13 protein-coding genes are annotated in these 17,978 nt (G+C 65.0%); 10 read left to right on the top strand and 3 right to left on the bottom strand.

The window, feature by feature from the left end:
- Positions 1-79 precede the first annotated feature (79 nt).
- On the bottom strand, positions 80-406 hold the full coding sequence (locus DI605_RS18905) for a TetR/AcrR family transcriptional regulator (RefSeq protein ID WP_293976905.1): 327 nt from the start codon (positions 404-406) through the stop codon (positions 80-82).
- Between the two features lie 178 nt (positions 407-584).
- Between DI605_RS18905 and DI605_RS18900 the strand changes: the two genes are divergently transcribed.
- The 4 genes from DI605_RS18900 to DI605_RS18885 are packed head-to-tail and all read left to right on the top strand — an operon-like array spanning position 585 to position 6,726.
- Complete coding sequence (locus tag DI605_RS18900) at positions 585-1,751, top strand: efflux RND transporter periplasmic adaptor subunit (RefSeq protein WP_293976903.1); 1,167 nt, start codon at positions 585-587, stop codon at positions 1,749-1,751.
- Between the two features lie 12 nt (positions 1,752-1,763).
- Positions 1,764-4,931: an efflux RND transporter permease subunit gene (locus DI605_RS18895; protein ID WP_293976901.1), complete on the top strand. Its 3,168-nt coding sequence runs from the start codon at positions 1,764-1,766 to the stop codon at positions 4,929-4,931.
- A 2-nt stretch (positions 4,932-4,933) separates the two neighbouring features.
- Positions 4,934-6,406, top strand: a complete 1,473-nt coding sequence (locus DI605_RS18890; protein ID WP_293976899.1) for an efflux transporter outer membrane subunit — start codon at positions 4,934-4,936, stop codon at positions 6,404-6,406.
- A gap of 53 nt (positions 6,407-6,459) precedes the next feature.
- Positions 6,460-6,726, top strand: a complete 267-nt coding sequence (locus tag DI605_RS18885) for a hypothetical protein (protein WP_293976898.1) — start codon at positions 6,460-6,462, stop codon at positions 6,724-6,726.
- A 21-nt stretch (positions 6,727-6,747) separates the two neighbouring features.
- On the opposite strand, the gene serB is transcribed toward DI605_RS18885, so the two are convergent.
- The gene (gene serB, locus DI605_RS18880; RefSeq protein WP_293976896.1) at positions 6,748-7,635 is read right to left on the bottom strand and encodes a phosphoserine phosphatase SerB; all 888 of its coding nucleotides are present in this window, start codon (positions 7,633-7,635) and stop codon (positions 6,748-6,750) included.
- Between serB and miaA the strand changes: the two genes are divergently transcribed.
- The 6 genes from miaA (at position 7,628) to DI605_RS18850 (ending at position 15,546) form a co-directional block, all read left to right on the top strand.
- Positions 7,628-8,521 (top strand): tRNA (adenosine(37)-N6)-dimethylallyltransferase MiaA, encoded by an 894-nt coding sequence (miaA, locus tag DI605_RS18875; RefSeq protein WP_293976894.1) that lies wholly within the window; start codon positions 7,628-7,630, stop codon positions 8,519-8,521. The two genes, serB and miaA, sit on opposite strands and share 8 nt — an antisense overlap.
- Positions 8,522-8,683: 162 nt before the next feature.
- Positions 8,684-9,769, top strand: a complete 1,086-nt coding sequence (locus DI605_RS18870) for a collagen-binding domain-containing protein (RefSeq protein ID WP_293976892.1) — start codon at positions 8,684-8,686, stop codon at positions 9,767-9,769.
- A 197-nt stretch (positions 9,770-9,966) separates the two neighbouring features.
- Positions 9,967-11,709: a biosynthetic-type acetolactate synthase large subunit gene (ilvB, locus tag DI605_RS18865; protein WP_293976890.1), complete on the top strand. Its 1,743-nt coding sequence runs from the start codon at positions 9,967-9,969 to the stop codon at positions 11,707-11,709.
- A 129-nt stretch (positions 11,710-11,838) separates the two neighbouring features.
- Positions 11,839-12,354 (top strand): acetolactate synthase small subunit, encoded by a 516-nt coding sequence (ilvN, locus tag DI605_RS18860; RefSeq protein ID WP_293976888.1) that lies wholly within the window; start codon positions 11,839-11,841, stop codon positions 12,352-12,354.
- A 168-nt stretch (positions 12,355-12,522) separates the two neighbouring features.
- Positions 12,523-13,542 (top strand): ketol-acid reductoisomerase, encoded by a 1,020-nt coding sequence (ilvC, locus tag DI605_RS18855; RefSeq protein ID WP_293976886.1) that lies wholly within the window; start codon positions 12,523-12,525, stop codon positions 13,540-13,542.
- A 132-nt stretch (positions 13,543-13,674) separates the two neighbouring features.
- On the top strand, positions 13,675-15,546 hold the full coding sequence (locus DI605_RS18850; RefSeq protein ID WP_293976884.1) for a hypothetical protein: 1,872 nt from the start codon (positions 13,675-13,677) through the stop codon (positions 15,544-15,546).
- Positions 15,547-15,575: 29 nt separating this feature from the next.
- Here the strand turns inward: DI605_RS18850 and DI605_RS18845 are convergent, their stop codons facing one another.
- Complete coding sequence (locus DI605_RS18845; RefSeq protein WP_293976882.1) at positions 15,576-17,948, bottom strand: hypothetical protein; 2,373 nt, start codon at positions 17,946-17,948, stop codon at positions 15,576-15,578.
- Positions 17,949-17,978 lie beyond the last annotated feature (30 nt).

Here is a 17,978-nt window from a genome sequence, read left to right as displayed (position 1 = left end):
CATGAAACGCGCCCCTCGCAGCCTTCAACACCATGTTTTATATAGGAAATATAATGGTCAGGACAGCGAAATCAGCGCCTTACTTGGGAAATGTGGGCTCGTTGCGAGTCGCCTCGACGATGATCTGCGCCAGCAGCCGCCCCTCATCGGGATCGCTATCGCAGATGAAATTGGTGATCCAGTGCCGGAGGGCGACCGGATCCCTGCTCTCGATCGCCCTTTCCAGCGTCTCTTCGTTGAGAAATTCCGCAATGTCCGCCGCGACGATTTCGGCGACGATCGCCTCCTTGCTATCGAAATCGCGATAGATCTGGCCCACCTTGATCCCGGCGGCAGCGGAAATCTGCGCCATCCGCGTATTCTGGAAACCGCAGGCCGTGAACAGGTGCCGCGCCGCATCCGCCACCTGTTTCCGCCGCGCCGCCAGGCGTGGCGATTTCAGAAATCGACAGGAGGGGTGGGAACTTTCCAACGAGATGATCGTCCTTAAAGACCGCTTGACCGCAGCGCAGCATTTCGGCTAGCTCGCGATATTGTGAATGTAAATTCACATTTTGCTCTTCGCGGATCAACCGGAATTTTTCATGCAGCTTCGCAGCGCCAGCCTCGTCCTGCTCCTCGCGCTTGGCGCGTGTGCGAAACAGGAAGCTCCCCCGCCGCCGACGCCCGAGGTGGGGGTGGTCACCCTCTCGACGGACAGCGCCACGCTGACGTCGGAGCTTCCCGGGCGCATCGCCGCCTATGAAACGTCCGAGGTTCGCCCCCAGGTGAGCGGCCTGATCGAATCGCGCCTGTTCCGCGAGGGTGAGGAAGTGCGCGCCGGCCAGCCGCTCTATCAGATCGATGCCTCGCCCTATCGCGCGCAGGCCGCCAATGCCCGCGCGGCGCTGGCCCGTGCGCAAGCCGCGATCGCCTCCAGCGACGCGCTCGCACGCCGCTATGGCGAGCTTGTGAAAATCAATGCGGTCGCCCGGCAGGATTATGAGAATGCGCAGACCAGCGCCGCGCAGGCCCGCGCCGATGTCGGCGCGCAGCGTGCCGCGCTGCAGACGGCCGAGATAGACGTGCGCCGCACGCGCATCGCCGCGCCGATCTCCGGCCGCATCGGCCGATCCACCTTTACGCCGGGCGCACTCGTCACCTCGGGCCAGACGGACGCACTGACCACGATCCAGCGGATCGACACGGTCTATGTCGATCTCACCCAATCCTCGGCCGATCTCCTCAGGCTGCGCCAGCAGATCCTGCAGGGTGCCGTGGCCGGCGGGGGCACGACGGCACGTGTGCGCCTGAAGCTGGAGGACGGCACCACCTATCCGATCGAGGGCAAGCTGCAATTCGCCGACGTCACCGTCGATCCCGCGACGGGATCGCAGACGATCCGCGCCACCTTCGCCAATCCCCAGCGCCTGCTTCTGCCGGGCATGTATGTCCGCGCGGAGATCGTGCAGGGCACGCAGACCAAGGTGCTGCTCGTGCCGCAGCGCGCTGTGAGCCGCGACGAGAAAGGCAACCCGACCGTATTGACGGTCGGAGCGGACAATAAGGTGGAGATGCGCCAGATCGTGACGTCCCGCACGGCGGGCGACAACTGGATCGTGAGCGACGGCCTGAAACCGGGCGACAAGGTGATCGTAGAGGGCGCGATGATGCTTCGCCCCGGCGTGCCCGTGAAACCCGTCCCCTATACCGGCAAGCCGGCAGAAGCCGGAGCGGCCCCCGCCGGCGGCCAGCCCGCGCCCGCAAAGTAAGCGAACGCCCCCATGTCACGCTTCTTCATCAACCGGCCGATCTTCGCGCTCGTCATCGCGATCGTGCTGATGCTGCTCGGCGCGATCGCGATAACGCAGCTGCCGATCTCGCAATATCCGGCCATCGCGCCGCCCACGATCGCGATCAACGCGACCTATCCGGGTGCCGATGCGCAGACGCTGGAGAATACGACGACCCAGATCATCGAGCAGCAGCTGAAGGGCATCGACAATCTTCGCTACTTCTCGTCCAACTCCAGTTCGGCCGGCACGGTCACGATCACGCTGACGTTCGAGCAGGGCACCAATGCGGATATCGCGCAGGTGCAGGTGCAGAACAAGCTGCAGGCGGCCACCCCGCTCCTGCCGCAGGAAGTGCAGCAGCAGGGCATCCGCGTCGTGAAGGCGACGCAGAACTTCCTGATCTTCGTGGGCCTCTATTCGGACAATCCGAAGCTGCACGACAGCGACGATCTGAGCGATTTCGTCGTCTCCAAGCTTCAGGATCCGATCAGCCGCATCAATGGCGTGGGCGACACGCAGGTCTTCGGCAGCCAATATGCGATGCGCATCTGGGTCGATCCGCTCAAGCTGCAGACCTATGGCCTGACGATGACCGACGTTTCGGCGGCGGTGAAGGCGCAGAACGCGCAGGTTTCGGCCGGCCAGCTCGGCCAGGCCCCCGCCCCGGCCACGCAGATGCTGAACGCGACCGTGACCGTCACGTCGCGGCTGCAGACGGCCGATGAGTTCGGCGCGGTCCGCCTGAAGACCAATGCGGACGGATCGGTGGTACGGATCCGCGACGTGGCCCGTGTGCACATCGGTGCCGAGACCTTCGGCTTCGAGGGCAGGTGGAATGGCATGCCGGCCTCCGGCATCGCGATCAAACCCGCCGCCGGCGCCAATGCGTTGCAGACGGTGGATCTGGTCAAGCAGCGCGTGAACGAGATCGCCAAGCAATTCCCGTCCGACGTGCATGTCATCTATCCCTATGACACGACGCCGTTCGTGCGCCTGTCGATCAAGCAGGTGGTGGAGACGCTGGTCGAGGCGGTCGTGCTCGTCTTCCTCGTCATGTTCCTGTTCCTGCAGAACTGGCGGGCGACGCTGATCCCGACGATCGCCGTTCCTGTTGTGCTGCTCGGCACTTTCGCGGTGCTCCAGGTGGCCGGCTATTCCATCAACGTGCTCACGCTGTTCGGCATGGTGCTGGCGATCGGCCTGCTCGTGGACGATGCGATCGTGGTCGTCGAGAATGTCGAGCGCCTGATCCAGACAGAGCATCTCTCGCCAAAGGATGCCGCGCGCAAATCAATGGACGAGATCACCAGCGCGCTCGTCGGTATCGCGCTCGTCCTGTCCGCCGTGTTCCTGCCGATGGCTTTCTTCGGCGGATCGACCGGCGTGATCTATCGCCAGTTCTCGATCACGATCGTCTCGGCGATGGCACTCTCCGTGATGGTCGCGCTGATCCTCACGCCCGCGCTGTGCGCGCTGATCCTGAAGCCGCACGATCCGGGCAAGACCGAAGGCAACGGGCTGCTCGCCCGCTTCTTCCGGGGCTTCAATCACTATTTCGATCGCGGCCAGGAGAAGTATGAAAAGGGCGTACGCTCCACGGCGACACGCTGGGGCCGCTCGCTCATCATCTACGCCACGATCGTGCTGGGCATGGTGTTCCTCTTCACCCGCCTGCCCACCGGCTTCCTGCCCGACGAGGATCAGGGCGTGGCGATCGCGCTCGCGCAGCTCCCTGCCGGTGCCACCAAATCGCGCACCGATGCGGCGCTCGCCCATGCGCGCGACTATTTCCTGAAGAATGAAGGCGAGGCCATTCAGGGCGTCTATACGATCAGCGGCTTCTCCTTCTCCGGTCAGGGCCAAAATGCCGGCATCATCTTCATCCCTCTGAAGAACTGGGAAGAGCGCAAGGGCGCGAAGAATCGCGCGCAGGCCATCGTGGGCCGCGCGATGGGCAGCTTCGCGCAATGGCATGACGGCCTGATCTTCGCCCTGATCCCGCCTTCGGTGCAGGAACTGGGCAATGCGACCGGCTTCGATCTCCAGCTCGTCGATCAGGCCGGCATCGGGCACCAAAGGCTGCTGGCCGCACGCAACCAGCTGCTCGGCATGGCCTCCACCGATCCGCGCGTGGCGGGCGTGCGCCCCAACGATCTGGACGATGCGCCGCAGCTCAAGATCGATATCGATCAGGACAAGGCGGCCGCGCTCGGCCTTTCGCTTGCCGACGTGAACAGCACGATCTCGACAGCGTGGGGTGGCAGCTACATCAACGACTTCATCGATCGCGGCCGCGTGAAGCGCGTCTATGTGCAGGCCGATGAGCCCTATCGTATGAAGCCCGAGGATCTCGCCAGCTTCTACGTGCGCGGCACGAACGGACAGATGGCACCCTATTCGGCCTTCTCGTCGCTAAGCTGGTCCAACGCTCCGGTGGCACTCACCCGTTATAATGGGCAGCCCTCGATGGAATTGCTCGGCACGCCGGCGCCCGGTGGAAGCTCCGGCACGGCGCTGCGGGCGATGGAGGAGATGCAGGCCAAGCTGCCGCCCGGAACGGCGCTGGAATGGACCGGCCTCTCCTATGAGGAGCAGCTCTCCGGCGGCCAGGCGCCCTCGCTCTACGCACTGTCGCTGATCGTGGTCTTCCTGTGCCTGGCGGCGCTCTATGAAAGCTGGTCGGTGCCGATCGCCGTGATGCTGGTCGTGCCGCTCGGCGTGGTCGGCGCGCTGTTCGCGGCGTGGCTGACCGGCCTCAACAACGACATCTATCTGCAGGTGGGCCTCATCACCACGATCGGCGTCTCGGCCAAGAATGCGATCCTGATCGTCGAATTCGCAGAGGAAAAGATGCAGGAGGAAGGGATGACGCCCTTCGAGGCGGCGATCGCGGCGGCAAAGCTGCGGCTTCGTCCGATTTTGATGACCAGCCTCGCCTTCATCTTCGGCGTCTTCCCGCTCGCCATTGCGACCGGGGCGGGCGCGGGCGGCCAGAATGCGATCGGCCGGGCAGTGGTGGGCGGCATGTTCTCTGCCACCTGCCTCGCAATCTTCTTCGTGCCGATGTTCTTCGTCGTCGTCGCGCGGATCTTCCAGCGGGCCGACAAGGATGACCGGCCGGGCGACCACGCCCAGCTTGCCGGGCAGGAGGGATGAGCATGATGCGCAACCGCTCCCTCGCCCTGCTGCTGCCGCTGCTGGCGCTCGCCGGCTGCGACATGGCGCCAAAGCATGTGCGCCCCGCCGGCGCCGTGCCGACCGCGCTGCCGCAGGGCGGCGCCTATCCGGCCGCCACGGCCGGCGCGGTCGATCCCACCACGATCGCCTGGCGCGATTTCTTCCTCGACGAAAATCTCCGCCGCGTGATCGCCATGGGGCTGGAGAATAATCGCGATCTGCGGATCGCGGTGGCCAATGTGTTGCAGGCCCGCGCGCAATATCGCGTGCAGCGTGCCGATCTGCTGCCCACCGTGAACGGCACCGGATCCGCCACCTTCACCAACAGCCCGTTCGCCCTCGGCGGCGCGGGGACGGGAACGGGAACGGGAACAGGAACCGGCGGGGTCGGCACGGGCGCCGGCACGTCCGTCACCAGCGACAGCACGATCAAGATCTATCAGGCCAATGTCGGGCTTTCGGCGTTCGAGATCGATCTGTTCGGCCGCGTCCGCAATCTCACCAAGGCGGCGCTGGAACAGTATCTCGCCAGCGAGGAAGGGCAGCGCTCGACGCGCATCTCGCTGATCGGTGAGATCGCGACCGCCTATCTCACGCTCGCCGCCGATCAGGAGCGTCTGGCGGTGACGCGCCAGACGCTGGCCAGCTTCGAGGAATCGCTGAAGCTTACGCGCGAACAATTCCGCATCGGGGTCGCCTCCGAGCTGGAATCGCGACAGGCCGAAACCAATTATGAAGGCGCCAGGAATGACGCCGCCGCGCTTGTCGCCCAGATCGCGCAGGATCAGAATGCGCTCAATCTGCTCGCCGGCACGACCGTGCCCGTCGAGCTGCTGCCGCACGAACTGGGCACGCATGCCTTCACCATCGCCGATCTGCCGGCGGGGCTGAGCTCGGATATTCTCCAGCGCCGGCCGGACGTGTTGCAGGCAGAGCATCAGCTGAAGGCCGAAAACGCCAATATCGGTGCGGCGCGCGCGGCCTTCTTCCCGAAAATCTCGCTCACGGCGCAGCTCGGCACGATCAGCACCGCGCTTTCGGGCCTGTTCGAGAGCGGCACCAAGGCATGGACGGTGGCGCCTTCGGCCGTGCTCCCGATCTTCGATTTCGCCCGCAACCAGAATAATCTCCGCTACGCCAAGGCGAGCCGGGACGTGGCGGTGGCGACCTATGAGAAGACGCTGCAGACGGCCTTCCGCGAAGTGGCCGATGCGCTGGCGCAGCGCGGCACGATCGACGAGCAGGTGGGCGCGCGCGAACGGCGGGCTGAGGCGGCGGGCGTGGCGGCGAAGCTGGCCGATGCGCGCTATCGCGCCGGCGTGGATTCGTTCCTGACATCGCTGGATTCGCAGCGCACCTCCTATTCGGCGAACCTGGATCTCACGTCGACGCGGCTGACACGCGCCACCAATCTGGTGACGCTGTATCGCACGCTGGGAGGTGGATTGAACTAACTCTTGCGGTCCTGCGCGACTGGGATACCCTCACCTGAAAATGGAGAGGAAAAATGACGCTGGTCACCGATTCCGCGCAGGACACCGCCGACAAGAGCATCGTGATCCTGCAAAGCCTGATCTGCCTGCTGCGCGAGCGCAATATATTGTCGCGCGCCGATATCGAGGAACTGACCGAGAAGGTGCAGGCGCGCGCGGCGCATCATGATACGGATCCGCTTCCGTGCTGCGACAAGGAAGCGACCGAGGCCGCGACGATCCTTTCGAGCCTGTCGGACTATATCGGGCGCCGCTACGGCGGAAAGCACCGTCGGCTTTAGGGCCGGCCCCGCCACCCGCCTTCAGGCCGCGATCCAGCTTTCCCGCCTGTAGCCCTGTGCCCACAACAGGGCGGTGAGATCGCCATATTCGATCCGCGCGCCTGCGGCCGCCTGCGTCTTCGGCTTGGCATGATAGGCCACGCCCAGCCCGGCCGCCTGAATCATCGGAATATCGTTGGCGCCGTCCCCCACCGCCAGCGTCTCGCTCATGCCCAGCCCAAGCGCTTCGGCTTCCGCCAGCAAGGTGCGCCGCTTCGTATCGGCATCCACGATCGGACGGGACACCCGCCCGACAAGCTTGCCGTCCGCCACTTCCAGCACATTGGACAGCGCCCGATCGAAGCCGATCGCCGTCGCCACCCGATCCGCGAACACCGTGAAGCCGCCCGAAACGAGCACGCAGCGCGCGCCGTTCGCGCGCATCGTGCGGATCAGCGCCTGCGCGCCCGGCATCAGGCGCACCCTTTCTTCATGGCAGCGATCGATCATGTCCGCGCCCAACCCCGCCAGCAATGCGACACGCGCATCCAGCGCGGATTCGAAATCCAGCTCGCCCCGCATCGCGCGCTCGGTCACCTCGGCGATCTCGGCCTTGATGCCTGCATAATCGGCCAGCTCGTCGATGCATTCGATCGTGATCATGGTGGAATCCATGTCCGCCACCAGCAGCCGCTTGGCGCGCCCCGCTGCCGGCTGCACGATCACGTCGATGCCCGGCAGCAGGCCTTCCAGCGCGGCGCGGCCCGCCACCGCATCGATCCGCCCCAGCGGCAGATCGGCCGCAACGCCCTGCTCCAGCCAGACCAGCTCGCCAGCCACGCCGCCCACGCCGGCCACGGCATCCCGCGCCGTCGCGATTTCGCGGGCTCCCAGGCCCGGTTCCGATGCTATCAGCGTGGCAATGAGCAAGTCTGATCCTTCCGGTCGTCCGCGGGTGGCGCTCATCGCAGGGCCGACTGCGAGCGGCAAGTCCGCGCTCGCGATGACGCTGGCCGAACGTGAGCAGGGCACGATCATCAATGCCGATGCCAGCCAGGTCTATCGCGATCTGCGCATCCTCACAGCCCGCCCCTCCCCCAGCGACGAAGCGCGCGTGCCGCACCGCCTCTATGGCACGCGCGACGGTAGCACGGCCTGCTCGGCGGCGGACTGGGCGACGGACGCGCGCGCCACGATCGAGGCGGTGCTGCGGGAAGGCCGCCTGCCCATCCTCGTCGGCGGCACCGGCCTCTATCTGCGGACCCTGCTGGACGGAATCGCGCCCATTCCCGAGGTGGATCCGGTTGTACGCGCCGAGGTGCGCGCGATGGACGCTGCGACCGCACATGCCGCGCTGCTGCGAGAGGATCCGACGGCAGCCGCGCCGCTCAACCCCGCCGATACGACACGCAACCAGCGCGCGCTGGAGGTGATACGCGGCACGGGACGCTCTATCCTCGCCTGGCGGGCCGATCGGGAGGGCGGCATCGGCGATACGATCAGCCCGGAGATACGGATCGTCGATCCTCCCGTGGAACAACTCTATGCCCGCTGCGACGCGCGGGTGACGGCGATGATCGCGGAGGGCGCGATCGAGGAGGTGGCTGCCCTCGCCGCGCGCGGCCTCGATCCCGATCTGCCGATCATGCGCGCCATCGGCGTGCGGCCGATCCTCGCCCATATTGCGGGCGAGGCGTCCCTCGGGGAAACAGTGGAGATCATCCGCCAGCAGACGCGCAATTATGCGAAACGCCAGCGAACCTGGTTTCGCAACCAGCGGCTCGCCCCGGATCCGGGCGCGGCGCCGGCATCGTGACGGTCTTTTAACGGCTTTCCCCTACAGCCGGCCCGGAAAGGGCGGATCACCAATTGCAAGCAACTGTAACGTGGCCGGGCAACCCGTTGCCGCACTGCGGCATGCCGGCTATCTAACAATACGTAAACACTTGGGCAGATCTGCCGGATGGAGTTCCTGATTATGCGTGTTCGTGCCACCCTCGCCGCCATCGCGTGCGCTTCCGCACTGATCGGTGCCATGCCTGCGGCGGCGGCAACGTTCACGTCGGACCAATATGCCGCGGCCGTGGCCGGTGCGCAGAAGATGCAGGAATTGAACCTGATCGTCTTCGGCAATGCGACATCGACGTCCGAAATCGAGGGCAAGGCCTGGGTTGGCGGCAATTTTGCGCTGAGCGGCAATGTCGGGGTCGGCGCCGACGCCAATCATCAGGGCTATGCCGCCAATGCCAGCGTCGCCACGCTCACCGTGGGCGGCAATGCGAGCGGCGGCATCCACATCAAGAACGGCATCGGCGTATCCAGCGTCGTCGCCAATGTCGGCGGCAATTCCAGCGGCACCTATTTCGATGGCACCACCGGCACGCTGAATGCCGGCGGCACAATCAGCGGCCTGAACAATACCGGCACGGGCAACGCCAACGTATCGGGCCTGAAAAGCTCGATCGCCGGCCAGACCCAGACCCTGCTCTCCCAGCTGACCACGCTGTCGCAGATCCTGGCGAGCTACACCGCCAACACGACCTTCAACTATTCCGACCAGAACAATCTGAACTTCACCACCAGTGCCAGCTCGAACCTGCTCGTCGCCAATATCGACGGTACGAAGCTCGCCAGCGGCACGCTGTTCCTGCCGACGCTCTCGGCCGGGCAGATTCTGGTCGTGAACGTCTCGGGCGACAATCTGACGATGGGCGCCAACCCGGCCGGCGCTCTGAATGCCGACAACCAGAACGTGATCTGGAACTTCACCGGCACCGGCAACATGCAGTTCAATTCCTGGAACGGCTCGATCCTCGCCACAGGCGCGACCGTGAAGAATAACAGCCAGTTGAACGGCACGGTCGTCTCCAGCATGTTCAACGGCAATGGCGAGGTTCATCTCGGCACGTTCGCCGGATCGATCCAGACGCTGGTGCCGGCCGCCTTCTCCGTTTCGGCGGTGCCGGAGGCGGAAACCTGGGTGCTGATGGTGCTGGGCTTCGGCGCGATCGGCGCTACGCTGCGCGCGCAGCGCCGCCGCCCGGATCCGTCCGCCGCACGCTGAACGGGCAACCGGCAAAACGCTTCGGAAGCCGCCTCCTTCGGGAGGCGGCTTTTTTATTGTGCCCAGCGCCCAAATTGCGCACGAAGATTTCTCATATTGTCGTATATGAGGTAATTTTGTTGCTCAAAAGGGTTTGACAGCGCAATGCACGCGCTCTAGGGGCTGCACCTCATCTTCACGACGGATTCGGACAGGCCATGACGAGCGAGCGCAGTGGCGCGGACATATTGATCGAGACGCTGACGGAGCTCGGCGTCGAGGTGGTGTTCGGCTATCCGGGCGGCGCCGTCCTTCCGATCTATGACGCGATCTTCAAGCAGACGAAGATCCAGCACATCCTCGTCCGCCAGGAAGGGGGCGCCGCCCACGCGGCGGAGGGCTATGCCCGCTCCACCGGCAAGCCCGGCGTCGTGCTCGTCACGTCCGGGCCGGGCGCCACCAATGCTGTCACCGGCATCGCCGATGCGCTGATGGACTCGATCCCGATGGTCATCATCACGGGCCAGGTCGGCACCCCGCTGATCGGATCGGACGCCTTCCAGGAATGCGATACGGTCGGCATCACGCGCCACTGCACCAAGCATAATTATCTGGTGAAGGACCCGGCCGAGCTGGAAGGCACGATCCGCGAGGCTTTCCACATCGCCACCTCTGGCCGCCCCGGCCCGGTGCTGATCGATCTGCCGAAGGACGTGCAGGTCGCGCAGGCGAAATCCAAGCCGCTGCGCACGCATCCGGGCTACCGCCCCCAGACCGAGCCCGATCCCACATCGGTCGAGACGGCGGTGGAGATGCTGGCGGCCGCCGAGCGCCCCGTTTTCTATACGGGCGGCGGCATCATCAACTCGGGTCCGGCCGCGAGCGAGGCGCTGCGCGAACTGGCGGCGCTGACGGGCGTGCCCGTCACGTCCACGCTGATGGGCCTCGGCGCCTTCCCCGCATCCTCGCCGCAATGGCTGGGCATGCTGGGCATGCACGGCACCTATGAGGCGAACTGGGCGATGAACCAGGCCGATCTCATCATCAGCTTCGGCGCCCGCTTCGACGATCGCGTGACGGGCCGGCTGGATGCGTTCGCGCCGCATGCGCGCAAGATCCATGTCGATATCGATCGCTCCTCCATCAACAAGATCGTTCGCGTCGATCTGGGCATCGTCGCCGATGTCGGCCGCGCGATGGAGGCGATGATCGCGCTGTGGAAGCAGCGTGGCCATGCCGCGCAGGATCTGGCCAACTGGTATGGCAGGATCGATGGCTGGCGCGCGATCAAGAGCCTGGATTATCCGGCGTCCACCACGGAAATCATGCCGCAGGAAGCGATCCGCCGCCTGTGGGAGGCGACCAGGGATCGCAATCCGATCATCACCACCGAGGTCGGCCAGCATCAGATGTGGGCCGCCCAGCATTTTCACTTCGAGGATCCCAACAAGTGGCTCACCTCGGGCGGACTCGGCACGATGGGCTATGGGCTTCCGGCGGCGATCGGCGCGCAGATCGCCAATCCGGATGCGCTGGTGATCGACATTGCCGGCGAAGCCTCGATCCAGATGAACATCCAGGAGCTGGGCACGGCAACGCAATATAACCTGCCGGTCAAGATCTTCATCCTGAACAACGAATATATGGGCATGGTCCGCCAGTGGCAGGATCTCACCTATCAGGGCCGCCATTCGCACAGCTATTCCGATAGCCTCCCCGATTTCGTGAAGCTGGCCGAAGCCTATGGCTGGAAAGGCATGCGGATCGAGGATCCGGCGGCGCTGGACGATGGCATCGCCGAAATGCTCGCCTATCCGGGGCCGGTCGTCGTCGATTGTCGCGTCGCCAAGCTCGCCAATTGCCTGCCGATGATCCCGTCGGGCGCCGCCCATACCGAGATGATCCTCCAGGCCAACGAGGTATCGGGCACGATGGACGACGAGGCCAAGGCCCTGGTGTAATCTTACCTCCCCTTCCGCTTGCGGGAGGGGCCGGGGGTGGGCGATCCACCCGCCATCATTCGCAACGCTTGATCGAGGCCGGGAACCCACCCCGGCCCCTCCCGCAAGCGGGAGGGGAGAAGGAACAGAATGCACATCCGCTCCGAAACCGCCGAGCGCCACACGCTCTCCGTCACCGTCGCCAACGAGCCCGGCATCCTCGCGCGCATCGCGGGCCTGTTCGCCGGGCGCGGCTACAATATCGAGAGCCTGACGGTGGCCGATGTGACCGAGGATGAGGCGATCAGCCGCATCACCGTGGTCACCAAGGGCGCACCCACGACGATCGAACAGATCATCGCCCAGCTGGATCGGCTGCCCTCCGTCATCAAGGTGACCGATCTCACCGCGCTTGGCCCCCATGTGGAGCGGGAACTTGCGCTGGTGAAGGTGGCGGGATCGGGCGATCACCGGATCGAGGCGCTGCGCCTGGCCGAAGTGTATCGTGCCCGCGTCGTGGATGCGACCATCTCGTCCTTCGTGTTCGAAGTGACGGGCGGAACCGACAAGATCGATAAATTTCTGGAGTTGATGCGGGAGGTCGGCCTCGTCGAGGTCGCCCGAACCGGGATCGCCGCCATCGCGCGAGGCCGGGACGCGATTTGAGAAGCCGAGAATACCGACCTACCAACCACCGTCATTCTTCAACCACCCCGTCTCCCTGAACTCGTTTCAGGGTCCATGCGGTCCGGATGCCCCGCCAAGAGGCCGATGACCCGCATGGATGCTGAAACGAGTTCGGCATGACGATCCTGATCGAAAGGGATCCTTCCAATGCGCGTTTATTACGATAGCGATGCCGATATCGGCCTGATCAAGACCAAGAAGGTCGCGATCGTGGGCTATGGCAGCCAGGGCCACGCCCACGCCCAGAACCTCAAGGATTCGGGTGTGCCGGAAGTGGCGATCGCGCTGCGCCCCGGATCGGCCAGCGCCGCCAAGGCCGAAGCCGCCGGCTTCAAGGTGATGACCGGCAAGGAAGCCGCAGCCTGGGCTGATATCGTGATGATCCTGGCACCGGACGAGCATCAGGCCGCGATCTGGGAAGCCGATCTCAAGGGCAATCTGAAGCCCGGCGCCGCAATCGCCTTCGCGCACGGCCTGAACGTGCATTTCGGCCTGATCGAGCCGCCCAAGGACATCGATGTGTTCATGATCGCGCCGAAGGGTCCCGGCCACACGGTGCGTTCCGAATATCAGCGCGGTGGCGGCGTGCCCTGCCTGATCGCGATCCACCAGGATGCCTCGGGCAACGCGCATGACGTGGCGCTCTCCTATGCCTCCGCGATCGGTGGCGGCCGTTCGGGCGTGATCGAGACGACCTTCAAGGAAGAGTGCGAAACCGATCTGTTCGGCGAGCAGGCCGTTCTCTGCGGCGGCATCACCCACCTTATCCAGGCGGGCTTCGAGACGCTGGTGGAAGCCGGCTACGCACCGGAAATGGCCTATTTCGAGTGCCTCCACGAGACCAAGCTGATCGTGGATCTGCTGTATGAGGGCGGCATCGCCAACATGCGCTATTCGATCTCGAACACCGCCGAATATGGCGACATCCACACCGGCCCGCGCATCATCACGCCCGAGACGAAGGCCGAGATGAAGCGCGTCCTGGCGGACATCCAGACCGGCCGCTTCGTCAGCCGCTTCGTGCTCGACAACCGCGCCGGCCAGCCGGAGCTGAAGGCCGCCCGCAAGCTGGCCGAAGCCCACCAGATCGAGAAGGTCGGCAGCGAGCTGCGCGCGATGATGCCGTGGATCGCCAAGAACAAGCTGGTCGACAAGACCAAGAACTGATCGGAATACCTCCCGGATTTCTCCGGGAGGTGTCTCCGGTAACATGAATCATCTGTGCTCGAGCAATTGATGCCGCATTGACTCCTGTTTCATCTTGCTCCCCAATTCCCCCTCGGGGAATTGGGGAGCAAGATGATGGGAGGACTGCGAAGACCGGCGGCCGCTTGGGCACTTCTGGCGGCGGCCGGAATCGGAACGCGCGCGTGGTCGCAAATCCAGACGCAACCCGCTGCTCAGAAACTTCCCGCCGTGCTGGAAACCTGCAAGCCCACGGTCACGCTCGTCGGCGCTGCACCGCCACGGAGCGGCGAGGAGCGCTTCGATACCTGCTTCGCCGTCGGTGGTTCGGATGACTACTACGCCCTCTACGTGATGGCTGTTCCACCCAAAATGCGCGCTCTTGAGGGTCTAGAAGGCACCGAGAAAAAAAATGTTGCCCGCCAACTGAAGACATTTCTGTTCGGCAAGCAAAAGTCCGGGTCCGTAATTGCGACATTCTCGCTTCGTAGAGACAACGGAAAACCGCTACCCCTGACCGTTCTTGATCTCGCCAGTTTCAATACCGATGAGCGCAAGGGTTTCGTCCAGCGCGGCGGCAGCGCCGAAGTCGCTGGAATATACGGATATCTGTTCCCGCAGGGACAGAACGTGTCTATCCAGATGAATATCGACTATCATTATCAGAAAAAGGCGTCGTCAAAGATCGTCGACTTGGCCAAGGGCGCAACCACCATCTCCACCGCGGCGGGGTATACGCCGCTTGCGCAAAGCGTTGCTGCGCCGGTTTTCGATCAACTCACCAGGCTGGAAGATGCGATCGTATCAGCGAGTGCCAAAAGCATCGATCTCGCCCGCGTGATCGGGATCGGCGGCGGAGAGGGAGCCTATCAGGCTGCCCGCATCACTTATTCGCTTGGTCCGGCTACCGAAATGGATGGACTGGTCATTATCGGCATCTTGCGCAAATCGAGCATATTGGTTGATCGGATAACACCGAACGGCAAACCCAATATGTTTGATACAGGCATCACGTCTTTTGGCCCTGAAGTGCGGGAACGCGTGCTGGGTCGGATCATCGCCGAGAAGAGACTGGATGCATTGATCAAGACCGGCATGGCTGCGGCATATCCCGATCTGGAATCTGCCGATGTGCCCTCGTTCCGCGCCGCATGTGCCAAGCTGGACGAAACGCTGAAGGGCAGCAACATCGGAATTCTGTCGAACGATCAGGTGATCGCCAAATGGGCCGTGCTCGCTGGCCAGCCAAATATCCGATCGAACGGGATCCGCAACGAAGCGTGCGCCGGCGAGGCAGATTTCGCTCGCTTCAATCTCCCTCTTCCGCCTCGCGAACCGATCCCGTTGTCAGCCGCCGACGCGGCATTGCTGTCAGAAACGCAAGCTGTCGTCGAAAGGGCGCGCGCACGGGCCTTAATGGCGCAGACAGCGGCGAGCGATGGCCGAACGGCGGCCAACCGTGTTCTGCAACCTGTCCGGCCGGCGGGCTATGCTCCTCGCCAGATCAGTAACGCGCTCCTCTTTATGGGAACACAGCCGGATGCCGAACAACGGCTTTCCGGTGTGCTTCGCTTTCTGCCTCCCACCGCCGAACAGGGTGACATTTTTTCGGGTGTAATGATATTGAAGGGTGGAGTTCCCGTCATGGAGGGTGTCGGCGTCTACAGCTTCAATGCGAGCAAGACTTGCTCCAGTGAATCTCCAGCTTTCAAGACGTGTGAAGAGCCCGATTCTTATATGGGCGATGTCGAAGACGGTCTCTTCTCCGGGCTTGGCGAGTTACGCTGGCGGGACGGATCCAGTTTTGTGGGTGCCTTCGCCAACAATCACCCCAACGGATTGGGGTTGAAGACATTACCCGATAACACGCGTCTCTACGGAAACTTCAGCAATGGACAGCCCTACGGAGTCATAATCCGGCTGGCGCCAGACGGGCAGCAGACATCTGGGATCTGGACAGATCGCGGTATCGCAGAAGATATTTGAACTGAATTAGGGGCGTTCCCGCCCCGATATTATCGTCGCAGTCGCTCGATCGCCTGGGCGAGAGCCACGTAGAGCTTGCCCATATCCGACGAGAGAAGCGTCACGCCCATCGCCGCGCCTTCGCGCACGGCGAGCACGCGGCGCAGCATCGCCTCGAAATCGTGGACATAGCGGTTCACCTGCCCGCGGAATTCGGCATCCTCATTGTAGCGAACGGCGATCACCTTCGCGTCGCCATTCTCGATCAGACGCACGGCGCGGCGGGTGAAGACACCGCGATCGCCCTTCAGATAGGCGGCCCATTCGGCGTCTGTCGGCTCGTTCGAGAAGATCTTGGCGACATCGATCGCAGTGGAATTCAGCGCCTCGATCAGCAGGCTCACCTGCCGGGCAAAGCTCTGCTCGTCGGTGGCCGAGGCGGCGGCCTCATGCTCGGCAATGCGCGCTTCCACTGCGCGCGTCGTTTCGGTGAGCGTCACGAGCTGGCGCGTGAGCCGCTCGGACGAGGCGGCGGCGGCCTCGGCCGCATGCGCGGCGGCCGCCTCGACCTTGCCGATCTCGGCCTGGCCGACTCCGTCCAGCGCCTTCGCCATCGCCTCCGCGCTGGCGGTGGCGAGTTGTTCGGCGGCGGCGGGGACGGCACCGGCCAGGGTTTCGCGCGCATGGGCGGCAGCCTGCGCGGCGGTTTCGCGCACGCGCAGCAGCGCATCCACCAGTTTCACGGAGGCACCTTCGGCGAGGCCGGCGATGTCCTGATCCGTGCGCGAGACGAGCCCCTCGAACGCGGCGATCTGCGCGCGCACCGCCTCCAGCGTCCCGTCCGCCTGCGTGGCAAAGCGCGCGAGCCGATCATCCCCGATCGCGCCGAGCGCGGCCATATGCTCCCGCACGACGGCGACCTTCTCGTCGGCCTGCGTCGCGAAACGATCGATCCGCTCGGTGCCAAGCTCGATCAGCGCGCCGCTCTCGGCCAGCTTGCCCAGAAGCTCCTCGGCATGGCGGACCAGATCGCCCGCGCCCGGCCCCGCCGCTTGCAGCAGAGCGATCGCATCATCCGCCTGCGCGCGCAGGCGCGCGATCGTCTCGGGCAGATCGGCATCCAGCATCGCCTGCGCGCCGGCCGCCTGCTGGCGCAGCGTCATGACATTGTTGAGCGCGGCTTCGGCCGTCTCGCCGCTGCGGCCCAGCACCCGGCCGATCTGATCGCCATGATCGGCCAGCACCGCCAGCGTCTCCGCCAGATCCGCGACGCGTTCCGCCCCGGTATCGCCCAGCCGCTCGAAGCGGCCCTCGACGCTGCCCAGCGCCTGATCGAGCTGGCCCAGCAGGCCGCGCGCCGCCGCCTCATGCTGGCCGATGCGCAGGCTGGTTTCCTCGATCCGGCCGCTCAGCTGATCGAGCCGCAGCGCCAGCAGACGCGCCGCCTCATCGCCCGAACGACCCAGCATGTCGCGCGCCTGGCCCACGAGCGCGGACAAGGCATTGCCCTGTTCGGCCACGCCGCGACGCACCTGATCCAGCGCGCCGGCCGCATTGACGAGCGCGCCGTCGGCCGCCTCGCCCAGCTTCCCCGCCGCCTCCACGATCCGGCGATCGGCGGCGGCCGCGCTGCCCTCGATCCGCTCCAGTTCGATCGCGAGCCGGCGTGCGGCGGCGACGCTCGATTGATCGGCCGTGCGCGCCTGCGTCTCGATCCCTGCCAGAGCCGAAGCGAGCGCCTGCCCCTTTTCCTCCACATCCTGACCGATGAAGCGCAGCCGCTCGCCCAGCGCGCCGGCGCGCGACTCCAGCGTCGGCAGATCGGCCATCAGCACGCCCAGATCAGTGCGCGCCGTGGCCGTGGCATCGTCCAGCCTGGCGGCGACATCGGCCACCAGCGTCATGTCGCCACGCAGGGCCTCGCCCGCCCGCGCGAGCCGTTCGCTCGTTTCCTCGCCCATCTGGGCAAGCTCCGCGCCATGCTTGGCCAGACCCTGGCGCGCGCTGACGATGCGGCGATCGACGAGCGTGAGCAATTCGGCGAGCCGCAGCGATTCCATGCGAAGCTCTCGCGCCGTGCGGGCATAGCGCGTCGCCTCGGCCCGGCCGGTGCGCAGCATGATGAGCGCCAGCAGGCCCAGCAGCGTGAGCGGGCCGGAGCCGACCCCGATCCAGGCGGCCGCGCGCGTGAAATCCAGCCGGCCCGGCGGGAATGTGCTGACGACCAGCATCGTGAGCACCGCGATCCAGGCCACCGCCACCAGCAGCATCGCGCCGATGAGCGTCGCTTCCTTCCAGCGGCGGGGCCGCTCCGGCTCCTGCGCCGCCTCACCCAGCCATTCGCTATCGCCCAAAGGCAATGCGGGCTGTGCTTCCTGCGTCTCCTCGATCGGCGTTTCCCGCCAAGATATCCCGCCCGCCATGACGATGTTCTATCAGCTTCCCCGCCGTGG

Origin of the sequence: Sphingomonas sp. (assembly GCF_003248515.1) — a bacterium.
In the GTDB taxonomy this organism is placed as follows: Bacteria; Pseudomonadota; Alphaproteobacteria; order Sphingomonadales; family Sphingomonadaceae; genus Sphingomonas_I.
The sequence above is the reverse complement of the archived record's forward strand: the minus strand, read 5'-3'. Positions and strand labels throughout refer to the sequence as shown.

Excerpts from the sequence above, each read along its gene's own strand:
- DI605_RS18845 (WP_293976882.1), bottom strand. The coding sequence starts at position 17,948 with ATGGCGGGCGGGATATCTTGGCGGGAAACGCCGATCGAGGAGACGCAG.
- DI605_RS18890 (WP_293976899.1), top strand. The coding sequence starts at position 4,934 with ATGATGCGCAACCGCTCCCTCGCCCTGCTGCTGCCGCTGCTGGCGCTC.
- DI605_RS18850 (WP_293976884.1), top strand. The coding sequence starts at position 13,675 with ATGATGGGAGGACTGCGAAGACCGGCGGCCGCTTGGGCACTTCTGGCG.
- DI605_RS18870 (WP_293976892.1), top strand. The coding sequence starts at position 8,684 with ATGCGTGTTCGTGCCACCCTCGCCGCCATCGCGTGCGCTTCCGCACTG.
- ilvC (WP_293976886.1), top strand. The coding sequence starts at position 12,523 with ATGCGCGTTTATTACGATAGCGATGCCGATATCGGCCTGATCAAGACC.
- DI605_RS18885 (WP_293976898.1), top strand. The coding sequence starts at position 6,460 with ATGACGCTGGTCACCGATTCCGCGCAGGACACCGCCGACAAGAGCATC.
- miaA (WP_293976894.1), top strand. The coding sequence starts at position 7,628 with ATGAGCAAGTCTGATCCTTCCGGTCGTCCGCGGGTGGCGCTCATCGCA.
- DI605_RS18895 (WP_293976901.1), top strand. The coding sequence starts at position 1,764 with ATGTCACGCTTCTTCATCAACCGGCCGATCTTCGCGCTCGTCATCGCG.
- ilvN (WP_293976888.1), top strand. The coding sequence starts at position 11,839 with ATGCACATCCGCTCCGAAACCGCCGAGCGCCACACGCTCTCCGTCACC.
- DI605_RS18900 (WP_293976903.1), top strand. The coding sequence starts at position 585 with ATGCAGCTTCGCAGCGCCAGCCTCGTCCTGCTCCTCGCGCTTGGCGCG.
- ilvB (WP_293976890.1), top strand. The coding sequence starts at position 9,967 with ATGACGAGCGAGCGCAGTGGCGCGGACATATTGATCGAGACGCTGACG.